This is a genomic window from Ancylobacter polymorphus, from assembly GCF_030813495.1.
Taxonomy (GTDB): Bacteria; Pseudomonadota; Alphaproteobacteria; order Rhizobiales; family Xanthobacteraceae; genus Ancylobacter; species Ancylobacter polymorphus.
In genome coordinates this window covers 260982-273257 of record NZ_JAUSUI010000001.1, presented here as the reverse complement: position 1 = coordinate 273257, position 12276 = coordinate 260982, and the positions used below count along the sequence as shown (strand labels likewise).

Annotated in this window: 16 protein-coding genes; all 16 read left to right on the top strand. The window is 64.9% G+C overall.

The genetic code is table 11. The features are described 5' to 3' along the window. The first annotated feature begins 227 nt into the window (after window positions 1-227). The 16 genes from J2S75_RS01500 (at window position 228) to J2S75_RS01425 (ending at window position 12201) form a co-directional block, all read left to right on the top strand. Complete coding sequence (locus J2S75_RS01500; RefSeq protein WP_307017525.1) at window positions 228-1565, top strand: tyrosine-type recombinase/integrase; 1338 nt, start codon at window positions 228-230, stop codon at window positions 1563-1565. Then, window positions 1562-2233 (top strand): hypothetical protein, encoded by a 672-nt coding sequence (locus tag J2S75_RS01495; RefSeq protein ID WP_307017523.1) that lies wholly within the window; start codon window positions 1562-1564, stop codon window positions 2231-2233. The genes J2S75_RS01500 and J2S75_RS01495 overlap by 4 nt, the downstream gene beginning before the upstream one ends. A 70-nt stretch (window positions 2234-2303) precedes the next feature. Further along, window positions 2304-2549 carry a helix-turn-helix transcriptional regulator gene (locus J2S75_RS01490; RefSeq protein ID WP_307017521.1) on the top strand — a complete coding sequence of 82 codons (246 nt, stop codon included), beginning with the start codon at window positions 2304-2306 and terminating at the stop codon, window positions 2547-2549. A gap of 10 nt (window positions 2550-2559) precedes the next feature. Beyond that, window positions 2560-2748, top strand: coding sequence for a hypothetical protein (locus J2S75_RS01485; protein WP_307017520.1), 189 nt, complete (start codon window positions 2560-2562; stop codon window positions 2746-2748). A gap of 299 nt (window positions 2749-3047) precedes the next feature. After that, window positions 3048-4187, top strand: coding sequence for an AAA family ATPase (locus J2S75_RS01480; protein ID WP_307017518.1), 1140 nt, complete (start codon window positions 3048-3050; stop codon window positions 4185-4187). Window positions 4188-4201: 14 nt separating this feature from the next. Continuing rightward, window positions 4202-4435: a hypothetical protein gene (locus J2S75_RS01475; protein ID WP_307017517.1), complete on the top strand. Its 234-nt coding sequence runs from the start codon at window positions 4202-4204 to the stop codon at window positions 4433-4435. Between the two features lie 116 nt (window positions 4436-4551). Beyond that, on the top strand, window positions 4552-5001 hold the full coding sequence (locus J2S75_RS01470) for a hypothetical protein (RefSeq protein WP_307017515.1): 450 nt from the start codon (window positions 4552-4554) through the stop codon (window positions 4999-5001). Continuing rightward, complete coding sequence (locus J2S75_RS01465) at window positions 4992-6308, top strand: phage portal protein (protein WP_307017513.1); 1317 nt, start codon at window positions 4992-4994, stop codon at window positions 6306-6308. The genes J2S75_RS01470 and J2S75_RS01465 overlap by 10 nt, the downstream gene beginning before the upstream one ends. Beyond that, window positions 6305-8089, top strand: coding sequence for a prohead protease/major capsid protein fusion protein (locus J2S75_RS01460; protein WP_307017510.1), 1785 nt, complete (start codon window positions 6305-6307; stop codon window positions 8087-8089). The genes J2S75_RS01465 and J2S75_RS01460 overlap by 4 nt, the downstream gene beginning before the upstream one ends. Further along, the gene (locus J2S75_RS01455) at window positions 8089-8307 is read left to right on the top strand and encodes a phage head-tail joining protein (RefSeq protein ID WP_307017508.1); all 219 of its coding nucleotides are present in this window, start codon (window positions 8089-8091) and stop codon (window positions 8305-8307) included. Before J2S75_RS01460 ends, J2S75_RS01455 begins: the two co-directional genes overlap by 1 nt. Continuing rightward, on the top strand, window positions 8304-8636 hold the full coding sequence (locus tag J2S75_RS01450; RefSeq protein WP_307017506.1) for a DUF2190 family protein: 333 nt from the start codon (window positions 8304-8306) through the stop codon (window positions 8634-8636). The genes J2S75_RS01455 and J2S75_RS01450 overlap by 4 nt, the downstream gene beginning before the upstream one ends. Before the next feature lie 46 nt (window positions 8637-8682). Next, window positions 8683-9243 carry a hypothetical protein gene (locus tag J2S75_RS01445; RefSeq protein ID WP_307017504.1) on the top strand — a complete coding sequence of 187 codons (561 nt, stop codon included), beginning with the start codon at window positions 8683-8685 and terminating at the stop codon, window positions 9241-9243. A 3-nt stretch (window positions 9244-9246) separates the two neighbouring features. Then, the gene (locus J2S75_RS01440; protein WP_307017502.1) at window positions 9247-9630 is read left to right on the top strand and encodes a hypothetical protein; all 384 of its coding nucleotides are present in this window, start codon (window positions 9247-9249) and stop codon (window positions 9628-9630) included. 91 nt (window positions 9631-9721) lie between these two features. Next, on the top strand, window positions 9722-10180 hold the full coding sequence (locus J2S75_RS01435; RefSeq protein ID WP_307017500.1) for a hypothetical protein: 459 nt from the start codon (window positions 9722-9724) through the stop codon (window positions 10178-10180). Continuing rightward, on the top strand, window positions 10164-11921 hold the full coding sequence (locus tag J2S75_RS01430; RefSeq protein WP_307017498.1) for a phage terminase large subunit family protein: 1758 nt from the start codon (window positions 10164-10166) through the stop codon (window positions 11919-11921). Before J2S75_RS01435 ends, J2S75_RS01430 begins: the two co-directional genes overlap by 17 nt. Before the next feature lie 4 nt (window positions 11922-11925). Further along, window positions 11926-12201 (top strand): phage tail assembly protein, encoded by a 276-nt coding sequence (locus J2S75_RS01425; RefSeq protein ID WP_307017496.1) that lies wholly within the window; start codon window positions 11926-11928, stop codon window positions 12199-12201. The last annotated feature ends 75 nt before the right edge of the window (window positions 12202-12276 follow it).

The following is a 12276-nucleotide window of genomic DNA, read 5'->3' as shown; positions in this document are numbered from 1 at the left end:
GGGTGCCGGTGAAAATGGTCGGAGCGAGAGGATTTGAACCTCCGACCCCTAGTCCCCCAGACTAAAAATAGGCAACCGCCGTCACCCACGTACTCCAATAATATCATTGACTTGTGAGCGCAAGCGGGTGTTTTCTGGGGGCACAAGGTGTGGGGTGGAGAGGGGTTTTGTGCCCCCGGCGTGCCCCCGCTTATCGGACTAGGGGTCATCGTCTAGGGGTCATTTTCATGCCTTCCGTCGCGCTCACGGACGCCTACATTCGGGCGGTCGATCCTCCAGCTTCTGGTCGCCTTGAGGTGACGGACTTGCGGTGCCCCGGCCTGACCCTGCGGGTCACGACGGCAGGGGTGAAGACCTTCGCATTTCGCTATCGCGATAAGCTGACAGGCAAAGTGGAACGCCTGACGCTTGGCAAGTACCCCTCTATCGCGCTCGCCGATGCCCGCCGCATGGCGGGCGAACAGCGCGTGACGGTGTCAAAGGGCACCAATCCTCGAAAGGAGGTTCGCAAGGCAAAGGCGCGGGAGCAGGCCGCGATGTCGGTCGATGCCCTGCTGGACAAGTACCTCGCCGAGCACGTCACGAAGAACACGCCGAAATCAGCGGCGACAGTTCGCTCATATCTGAGCGCGGTGAGAAAGGCCTGGGGGCCTCGGAAGGCGAAGGACATCGAGCGCGCCGACGTGATCACCTTCCTGCGCGACCGCGCCGATGCCGCACCGATCGCGGCTAACCGAACCCGCACGATCCTGAGCACGATGTTCGGTTGGGCCGTCAACGAGGAAATCCTCGATGCCACCCCGATGCAACGCATCCCCCGGCCCACGAAAGAGGAAAAGGCGCGCGACCGCGTGCTGACCGATCAGGAAATTGCGTTGCTTTGGCCGGCTCTCGACGGGTTGGACGGGGCGATGGGGCTCGCTCTTAAGGCGCTTCTTCTGACAGGCCAGCGCCCCGGCGAAGTCCTCGGTATGACCCGATCCGAGTTAACCAATCTCGACCGCCCTACCCTCGCGCGTTGGGAGTTGCCCCCCGAGAGGGTGAAGAACGGGCGGAGGCACGTCGTGCCACTGACCGAACCTGTCCTAGCAGTCATCAACGCGGCGCTCGCGCTTCACGATCCCGAGAAACCATCTCCCGCAATCTTTGCCTCGCATCGCAACGAGGCGGCGGCATTCGACCGTCACTCCGTCGCCCGCGCTATGAAGCGCCTGCTGCGCGGCCTTGAGCCGCGCGACGGGAATGAGGCGATTATCTCCAGCTTGAAGGCTCATGAGCCTACGCCGCACGACTTTCGCCGCACCGCGATCACCGGCATGATGTCACTCGGCATCGGTCGGGAAACTGTGAAATCCGTGGTCAATCACGCGGAGGGCGACATCACCGAGGCCCATTACGATCGATATGACAGGCTCCCTGAGAAGCGCGCGGCCCTGGCTGCATGGGCGGCGCACGTACTAACGATCATCGATCCCCCGCCGATGGCGGCGCCGCAGGATGCGGGTTCGAATGTCTTCACTATGTCGCAGGCACGATCAGCTTCTCGCGTTCGGAGTGCGAAATGACCACGGTATGGACCAAGCGGGACGGCGCGCTGATCACGGACGATGTTTGGGATCAGATCGGCACTGAGGTGCCGGACAAGACCCAGCTGGGGTCCCTGCGTTTTCTGCTTGAGGCGGCAGGTGAAAGTTATCGCGCGGCTGAGGCGATGCGTGCCCCATGGGCGAAGGAAGCCAAACGGTGGGCGGCGGTCGAGGTCAGCGCCCGTACGCTTCTGGAGGCCCTCCCCGATGATGATGAAAGCCACTCAGCCGTCAGAGCGCTGTTAGATCGCGCCAGCGGGAAGGCATCCGTGGCAAAGGTGAAAGCCGACGATCCGCTTGAGCGTGTCCTGCTCGGAAAGTGGGCGAAAACCACAGATGTGCCGCGTTTGCAGCTGTACCGTGCCGTTCTGGCTGCCTGGGTTCTGGCGGGCGGCAAGGTCACACGCACCGTCAATAGCAACAATGAGGGCGGCGCTTGCGTCCGGTTCCTATGCCTCGCGCTGCCCGCCCTGATGGGCAATGACGCTCCGAAAAAAGCCACGCTGGGGAAGATTATCCGGGACTGGCAGGAGGAAAGAAAACACCTACTCGACGGCGAAACCACGGTGGTGACGCATCTTGCCGGTAAGACCACAATCACCCGCAGACTGCCCAATGGGCGCGTTCCTGCTCAAAGAAAAACTTGACGCCCATTTTTGAACAGCCGCTGCGTATGGACAATCTTCGGAGCACCCAACCAAAACGAGGTGCTCCGAAATGTCTGCTTCTCCCCGTCGCCTTGCCCTCATCCCCGAAGCCCGCCCTGCCCGCCTTCTCTCACTTCACGATGTCTGCGACCGAACCGGCCGTTCCCGTTGGTGGGTGCGCGGCGCGATACTCGAAGGCCGCTTTCCCAAGCCGGTTAGCACTGGTTCGCGTTCGCCCCGTTGGGTTGAGCACGAGATCGAGGAGTGGATTGAAAAGCTGATCCAGCAGCGCGACGCGACGCGCGGCGCGGCGTGAGGTGGCGGTGATGAACGAAGCTTCGACAAGTCTCGCCACCGCGCTGGCTACCCTTACTGACCTCGCACTGACCCGCATCGATGCCTTGCGGCGCAATCCGCGCCTCGACGCGGACGAGCGCGTGCTGGCAATTCTCCAAGTGCTCGACGATGCCGCGCGCGAGCGGGCTCGCGCGTCCCGGCTCCGGCTGTCCATCTAGCCGATCCGCACGAGATCGCCTCGGGCACACCTATCCGCCCCAGCAAATGGCCTTCCGCATCAGGATGTCGCCGCTCCACCATCAGCACATTGCCGAAATGAAAAGGGCCGGCCCGCGGGTAACGGGTCGGCCCTCAGAGGGTATGCATGCCTGTGCGACACAGTACATAGCACATACGCTTCACTCCGGCAATATAGTTCGGAAAACATTGACGTGAATGGGTATGAATACGTGGCAGAACCTCGGAACCTGTGCGCTATCGACTTTATAGCGGATGGCGCTAAAGTGGAGGAGGCCCATTGATCCGCTTCCCCATGGATGTGGTGGCAAGGCCGTCTAGTCGCATAAGTGGCGCCGTGCCGGGCCTGATCCCTAGCGGTCTGACCGTCCTGTTTGGCGAGACGGGTGCCCGGAAGACCTTCACCTCGGTCGGCATCGCTGTGCGGGTTGCGGCGGGGCTTCCCTTTGGCCCCTACCCGACTTCTCACGGCCTAGTCGTCATCATCGCCGCCGAGGATGTCGGCGGCGTCGAGGATCGCGTCGCGGTCGCGGTCCATGGCCTTGGCCTGCCGGATACCCTGCCGGTCGGCGTCATGGCCCCGCCTTGCCGGGCGGACCAGCCGCGTTTCGCCGATGCTGTCATCGCCTCTGTGCGCATGGTCGCGGAGGTCCGTGAGCTTCCCGTAGCGCTGGTCGTGCTCGATACGCTGGCGGCCTCGGTCGACGGCTTGAGTCTGAATGACGACAGCACGGCGGGCGCCGTGGCAGGGGCGATGCATCGCATCGCCCGCGAACTCAAATGCTCCGCTCTTGTGCTGCACCACCCTGGCAAGGGCGACCCTCGCCGGGAACGCGGCTCGCAGGTCATCCGCGACCGTGCCGACGCTGCGATCCGGCTGGAGGCGCGGGGAGCTGCCTCAGTCGCCACCGTCGAGAAGATGCGGAACGGCCGCGCCGGTAGCGTCGTGACCGTGGATTTTGAGCCGGCAAGCCGACTGATCGCCGGAGAGACCGTCGAAACTCTCATCGTCTCCCGCATATGCGAAGCTGCCGAGAGCGGAACTCATCAGGGGGACAGGCGGGACATTCGTCTGAGCAAGGACATGTCCCTTGTCCTTGAGATCATCCGGGCCGCTGGACCCGGCCCGCATCACGACGGGGACATTCGAGCATCGGCTTATGTCGCGTTCGGAGAGCGATCTACCGCTGCCAAGAAGAAGGCTTTCCAGCGCTCTATCAGGGCATTGGCTGATAGCGGGCTGATCGAAGCGGGACACGGGACAGTGCGGGACACTTCGGGACATGTCCCGCTTATGTCCCCTCCGAGCAAGGCGGCGACGGACAGGGGGACAGGGGACAGGGACATCCCCCCCCCTTTAGGGGGGGTGTCCCGTCTTGTCCCTTCCGTCCCGATGCTGAAGTTGCCAGATGCGCTCTAACCAAAGGAACCGCCATGACCAAAACCGCCACCCAGATCGCAGCCGATGCCGCGCGCCGCATCATCGCTGAACGCGAGGCCCTGCGCACGGCCTATGAGGCGCCTTCCGCGCCGGAGCCGGCCGAATACGTGGCAGCGCCCGAACCGCTGGCAGTCGTCGACATCATCATCGTCGATGACGCGACGGAAACGCATCTCCGTGTCTTGGTGGAGCACGTCGAGACGATTGTACTGGTTCCGACCCATTGATTGATGAATAGAACAGGTACAATGGACAGCCAGATATAGAACTAAGTCGGGTATATCTTGCATTATTAGAAAAGTGTGATATATAACATTCAGTAACCCAAACAACGGGTGATGACATGAAGATTACAGCGCCCGTTATCGCTGAAGCTCTCGCGATACCAGCGGGCCGAGTGCACAGTCTCATCGCCTCGGGGCATTTTGAGCCGATGGACCGCACCAGCAACCTTCCCGGACGCGGTCGCGACTGGACCGATAACGACATCGCGAGGCTGGTCGTTCTGCTGCGTCTGCAAGATGTCGGACTTGACCCTGCGATTGGTCAGGATATCCCTCGAATTGATCCACCCGCCGGCAAGCATTTTTTCGTGGCGGATGTCTTTGACATCCACCACCAGTGCGGCGTGAAGGCTCCCGGTGATTTTCGCGTTCGGATTGTGTCGGCTGAAGATCTTGCCGACCTCTTTCAGCGCGGCCAGTCCGCCGCGCATGTGATCAGCCTCGACAGTGTCTTCGGGGATGTTGAGCGCGTCGTGAGGCTTCGCAACGAGGTGGCCGCATGGGCTTGATCGATCGCATGCGCGCCGCAGCGCACGCCTTCCGCTCGATCGAGGCGGGCGGCTCGGGTCAGCGGTGGAGCCGTGGCAAGGTGCTGCGATCGCCGGCCCGAGAAATCACAACCCGCCGCCAGCTCGCCGCCGAGAGAGCCGCCTGGCTCGCGATGAACGATGCGACCGCCGCCGCGATCGTGGCCCACTGGGCAACCAATCTCGCCTCGGACGGGCCCTCGATCGTTCCGCGAACCGCCGACGCTGCGCTGCGCCGACATGTTTCGGACGCCTGGTCGCGCTGGTGGGACCGTGCCGACGCCGAAGGTCGCGACGACTTCGCCGGCATCCTAACGCGGGCCGCGCGTGGCATCGTCGCCGCCGGCGAGGCCTTCTTGGTGATGGAAGCCGACGAAGCCGGCGAATTGGTGCTGCGGAGCATCGCGCCCGAGCAAGTCGACGCGACCATGACGCGGCCCGTCACGGGTGGCAATATCGTCGCCGGCATCCAAATGGATGCCAGAGGCCGGCCGACTCGCTTCTGGATCAGGCCAGCCTCCGACGCGATGCCGGCGGCCTATGCGCTCACGGCGCAGCCCGTCGACGCAGCGGACGTGCTGCATGCGTTTCGTCGCGACCATCCCGGACAGGTGCGCGGGCTCTCCTGGCTGGCGCCCGTGGCAACGAAGCTCGATCAGCTCGCCGAGTTGGACGACAGCGCGCTCGCGCTTGCGCAGACCGCGTCCCTGTTCGGTGGGGTGCTCGTCAACGCGACCGGTCAGCCCGGCGATGACATTTCGCCGGCATCGGGCTTAAGCCCTGGCGCCCTCGTGGAATTGCCGCCCGGCGTAGACGTGAGATTCTCCGATCCGCCTGCTTTCACTGGCGCGGACGCCCTCCGTCGCGAAATGCTTCGTTCCGTCGCCTCGGGCGTTGGCCTGCCATACGAACTGGTAACGGCCGACCTGTCGGCGGTGAACTACAGCAGCATGCGCGCCGGCTTCGGCGAGTTTCGAAAGCGCGTCGATGTGCTGCGCCGGACCTTGGTCGAAGCCCAGATCGTTCGACCGCTTTGGCGCCGTTGGCTCACGATCGAAGCGTTGCACGGCCGTATCGCCCCGAACGTTGCCGGCTCCCTTGAGCCGATCATCGCCTGGTCGGCTTGGCTCCCGATCGATCCAGCGAAGGACGTTGAAGCGGACATCGCTGCCCTCACTGCCGGCCTCACGAGCCGCGCCGAATTGGTCGCGAAGCGCGGTCGGGACATCGCCGAGCTGGATGCGGAGCTTGCAGCCGACACCTTCATTCCGAAGGAGAACAAAACGTGAACGATCTTGTGACGCGCTTCGCTCCTCTGGCGTCGGCTGGGGCGACGACCTTCGATCCAGAAACCCGCACCATGCAGGCCGTCATAGCGGCCGGAGCCGAGGTTGAGCGGTACGACGCCCGCGGCGCCTACATCGAAATTCTCGACCACGGCGGCATGGTGCTTCCCGCCTCTGGTAGCGTGCCGCTCCTCGACAACCACCGCCGCAGCGGCCTCGCCGACGTGCTCGGAAGCGCGAAGGACATCACCGCGCGCGGCACGACCATCGAAGCAACCCTCACCCTCTCCCGCCGGGAGGATGTTTCCGCGATCGCCCAAGACATCGCCGATGGTCATGTCAGGGGGACCTCTATCGGGTACCGCGTCCTGGCGCGTGAGGAGAAAACCGACGCGGCCGGCCGGCGCCGTGTGACGGCAACCAAGTGGGAACTGGCGGAAGTCAGCCTCGTCCCTATTCCGGCCGACCCGAACGCAGCAATCCGAAGTGAGGCCCCGATGCCCGAACACAACGACGAACAGAACGTGAACGATCTTTCCGCCCGAGCTGCAATCAACGCTGAAATCCGCGCCGTTGGCGCCCTCGCTGGCCTCGATCAGGCGTGGGTCGATGGCCAGATCGATGCCGGCGCCAGCGCGGACGCAGCCCGTAGCGCCGCCTTCGCCGCCATGCAGGCCCGCAGCCCTGCGCCGATCCAGACCGCGCGGGCCTCGGTCGGGCAGGATCACGCGGACCCGGCGGCGATCCGTTCCGCCATGGGCGACGCTCTCGCCCACCGCATGGCGCCGAACCGCGTAAAGCTCGAGGGTCGTGCCGCCGAGTTCCGCGCCCTTGACCTCCTCGGGATGGTTGGCGACCTCGCCCAGGCCCGCGGCGAGCGCATCAACCTGCGCGACCGTGGCGCCCTGATCGAGCGGGCTGTCGGCGCCCACAGCACCAGCGACTTCCCCCTCCTTCTCGCCGATGCAGCGAACAAGTCGCTCCTCGCAAACTACGCCGCCGCCGAGCCCACCTATCGACGCTGGTCGGCGCAGCGGCCGTTCGCAGATTTCCGCGACCACTCTTTCCTGCGGGTCGGCGACTTCCCGAAGTTCACCGACACTGTCGAGAACGGCGGCGTGAAGTTCGGCACCATCTCCGAGAACCGCGAGAAGGTGAAGGCGAAGCAGCTCGACGCCGGCATCGCCATCGGCCGGCAGGCCCTGCTCAACGATGACCTGAGCGCACTGGCCGATTTCTCTTCGATGATCGCCATCCGCGCCGCTTCGGACGAGAACGCCCGCGTCTACGGCCTGCTGGCGGCGAATGCGGCGCTCTCGGATGGCGTGGCGCTCTTCCATGCCAACCATGGAAATCTTGCCGCCTCCGGCTCCGGGATCAACGATTATCTCCATGCCGCCATTGCCGCGATCCGCAAGCAGAAGGGTCTCGACGGGGTGTCGCTCAACCTTGCGCCCCGCTTCCTGATCGTTGGCCCCGACAACGAGAAGGCGGCCCGTCAGGTCGTCACCGCCATCACGCCGAGCAAGGCAACCGACGTGAACCCGTGGGGTGGCCTCCTCGAGGTTGTCGTCGACGCCAACATTGCCGGTACCGAATGGTACGTCGCCGTCGATCCGGCCACGGCGCCCTCGGTCGTGTTCGGCTACGTGGGGAACGCCAATGGACCGGAAATCCGCACCGAGATCGACTTCGACACCCGCGCCGTCAAGGTCGCCGCCGGTCTCGACTTCGGATGCGGCGTGATCGACTTCCGCGGTCTCTACAAGAACCCCGGTTCGTGATGAGCGCGCTTGAGGACCTCTATCAGCAGCGCGAGGAGTTGCGCCGGGCTATTTCGAGTGGAGCGCTGAAGGTCGTCTTTCGAGATCGAGAGATCACCTATCAGACCACCGCGAACATGCTCGCCGCTCTCCGCGATCTTGAAGCACAGATTGCGTCTACCGAGGGCAGGCCGCGCATCCGCGTGCACGAAGTCATGAAGAACAGGAACTGGACATGAAGAATTTTCGCCACCACGGCAACAACATTCCCGTGCCGGCGCCAGCCGGTGGCGTTCTCTCTGGGGAGGGTGTGGTTGTTGGCTCGCTGTTCGGCATCGCCTCCGGCGACGCTGCGGAAGGGGCGACCGTCAACATCGCCCTCATCGGTACCTTCGAGCTGAAGAAGACCAGTGCCCAGGCGTGGACCATCGGCGCCAAGGTCTATTGGGACGCGGCCAACAAGGTCGCCACCACCACCGCCAGCGGCAACAGCCTGATCGGGGTGGCCGTCGAGCAAGCTGCGAACCCCAGCGCCACCGGCCTCGTCCGCCTCAACGGCTCGTTCTGATCGATCATCCCCCGCTACGGCGGGGGCTTCCCCTTCGGAGGTGGCCATGAAGGTAAAAATCGAACGCATCACAGAGGTTGGTCGCCTGGCCGATCAGGTTGAAGGCGCAGATGGTCGTCTCCTGGCGCAGTCGCTCAATCGCGAAATGTCGAAGGAGCGCACCGCGATCCGCCGTTCGATCGCCGGAGCGACGGGCGCCCCTTATGGTCGTGTCGCTGCGGTGGTGCGGAGCAAGTCCGCTTCCTCCCGTGGCCTCTCATATCGCATCGAGGCGACAGACGAATTTCTCCCGCTTGCCGTCTTCGGTGCGCGCGAGGTGCGCAAGGGCGTCAGTGCTTCGCCCTGGAAGGTGCGCCGCGTATTCCCCGGCGCCTTCATGAAGGGCGGCGCTCCCGGCGCCCGTGTTGAGGCCCCGGCGCTTGGCGGTCAGGTGTACCGCCGCAAGGGCAAGGCCCGCCTGCCAATCGTCAAATTGTGGGGCCCGAATATCCCCCGCGAGATGACCAGAGAAGATGGCGCACCGATCGCCATCTGGCACACAGTCGTTGCCAATCTGCCGGCCCGCCTTGTCGCCGAGATCAAGCGCCGGCTTACGGTCGGAAGGTAGACGATGCGGTTCGCTCGGTTCGAAGCACTTGCCTCTGGCGCCGTCGACCGGGAGTTCGGCGAGCGCGTCCGCGTTGAGCCGCAGCGCAAGAGCGGAGAGTTCTCGCATGGCGGCCCGGACCCGGACCGCACCGCGTTCGAGACCACCGCCGTTATTGAACTGAACCCAGTCCTGCCGACTACCGAACGTGCCGCGGCGCACCCGACCACTGTCCCCAGCGAAACGGTGCATGTGAGCTTCGCCACATCGGCGCTTCCGATCTTGCCCCGTCAGGGCGACATCATCGTCGCATTGGAAAGGGACGGCCGCACCTTCCTTGTCGCCGTCACCGAGCCGGACGGAATGGGTCGCGTCCTGTGTCGCTGCCGGGGTGCGAGGAAGCCGTGAACGTTGGCGGGTCCTTCCCGAGGGGCCTAAGCCGCGGGTGCGCCGCCCCCGAAATATCCCTCATTCCACACGATTTTTGTGGGGTTCAGCAGTGCAGTCCGACGATGAAGTGACCATTGCCGTGCTCGCCGACACGCTCGGTCTATCGGAGCGGCGCGCCTATGACCTCGTGAAGGCGGCAGTGATCCCGAAGGCCCGGAAGGGTCGCTACATCCTCCGGGATGCCGTTCGGGCCTACTGCACCCATCTCCGTGACAGTGCCGCCCTGCGTGGTGGCGACGACGCCACGACGGCCGCACGGCGCCGCGAGGCGGAAGCCCGCGCCGAGAAGGTCGAACTTCAGAACGCGAAGACGCGCCGCGAGCTGGTGCCCGCGGCAGATGTTGAGCGCGTGTGGACCGGCATCCTTCGCGACGTTCGTGCCCGGATGCTCGCGGTCCCCTCCCGTGTCCGGTCCCGGATCGGTCATTTGACCCCGGCGGACGCTGCCGCGATCGAGGCTGAGGTGCGCGACGCGCTTCAAGGTGCCGCCGATGCTTCCTCTTCTTGAACGCCGCGCCCGCGCCGCACTCGTCCCGCCGCCGCGCCTGCCGCTGTCGGAGTGGATCGAGAAAAGCGTCGTCCTGCCGCCGGACGTGTCCGCACTTCCGGGCCCGGTGCGGCTCTACCCCTTCCAGCGCAGCATCGCCGACGCCATGACAGACCCGAGCGTCGAGCGGGTGACGCTCGTCAAATCGGTGCGCCTCGGCTTTACCACCCTGATTTCCGCCGCCCTGGCATCGTTTGTCACGAACGAGCCCGCTCCGATCCTCGCGCTTCTGCCAACCGAGAGCGACGCGCGTGACTACATGGTGTCTGACCTCGAGCCCATTTTCGACGCCAGCGCCGCGCTTGCCGGCCTTCTCTCTCCGGACGGAGACCGCAACACCCTCCTGTCGCGCCGCTTCCCCGGCGGTTCCTTGAAGCTGGTCGCGGCCAAGTCGCCGAGGAACCTGCGTCGACACAACGTGCGCGTCCTTCTGGTGGATGAAGCCGACGCCATGCTGCCGGGCGCCGAGGGGTCGCCGATCGCGCTCGCGGAAAAGCGCACGCTCTCGTTCCCCAACCGCAAGATCATCATCGGCTCAACGCCGACCGATGAGGGCACCTCAAACGTGCTGCGCTCCTACGGAGAGAGCGACAAGCGTGTTTATGAGGTGCCGTGCCCGCATTGCGGTCATCGTTTCGAACTCCTCTGGTGCCATATCCAGTGGCCCGAAGGCGCACCCGAGAAAGCGCACGCCGTCTGTCCGGCGAATGGTTGCGTGATCGAAGAGCGGGGAAAGTCGGCAATGGTCGCGGCCGGCGGCTGGCGAGCGACGGCGCCCGAGGTGCAGGGCCATGCTGGCTTCCGGCTCAACGCCCTTGTCTCCCTCCTGCCTAACGCTTCTTGGGGCAAGCTCGCCGCGGAATTCCTTGCAGCGAAGGACGACGCGGACCTCCTTCGGGTGTTCGCGAATACGATCCTAGCCGAAGGCTGGCGCGAGGCGGCGGACGCCGTTGACGAGAGCGCACTGGCGAGCCGCGTCGAGCCGTTCAGCCTAAACGCCATCCCTGCCGAGGTGCTTGCCATCACGGTCGGCGTCGATGTGCAGGACGACCGCCTGGAATGCACCTTTGTCGGTTGGGCCCGCGACGACGCCGCCCTGGTGCTTGACCATGCCATTGTCTGGGGTTCCTCCCAGGATGACAGCACGTGGACCGAGTTAGACGAGATGTTGCGTTCGACGTGGAAGCATCCCCACGGCGGCCGCTTGAAGATTGACGCTGCCGTGGTCGACAGCGGCGACGGGGGCATCACCGAGAAGGTCTATTCGTTCTGCTTCCCCCGCCTGTCGCGCCGCATCTGGGCTGGCAAGGGTGTCTCTGGACCCCGCCAAGCCTTCCAGATGTCGAAATCACCTGTCAGGGGTGGGCGCCTGTTTCTTGTCGGTGTCGACGGCATCAAGGCGACCCTGTTCGATCGCCTGAAGCGCGGCGCCCAGCTTCGCTTTTCTGCCGGGCTGGATGCCGCCTATTTCGCCCAGCTCGCCAGCGAGCGCCGCGTCGTCCGGTACGTCAAAGGCCAGCCTGTCCGCCGTTTCGAGCGCATCCCCGGCGCTCGAGCGGAGACCCTCGACTGCCTCGTCTACGCCTTCGCCGCCCGGCGAGGCGTCCCCCTCAATTTCGATCAGCGCGAGGACGAGCTGCGTGGCGCTCCCGCCGCCCCGCGGCAGGCTCGCGTCATTCCCCCTTCATTCCCCCGGAGATGAGACCATGGCCACGATTACCCTTAAGCGCGCCGTCGAGTTCGACGGCAAGACCTTCTCGTCGATCGACATCGATGAGCCGACTGTCGGCGGCATCGAAGCCTATGAGAAGGCCAAGGCGGAAGGCGCAACCGAGCTTGGCGCGACTGTCGCCATGCTCGCGGTAGACACGGGGTGGCCAGAGGGTGCCCTGCGCAAGGTCCGCGCCTCCGACCTCGCCACCATCTCGGGGGCGATGGCGCCTTTTTTGGCCGGTCCCGCGAATGGCGCCATTGGCGCCTGATCGCGGCGGACATCATGCACCTACTTCACCTCCCACTCGATACGCTTCGGCGCGAGAGATGGAGCGATTTCCTGG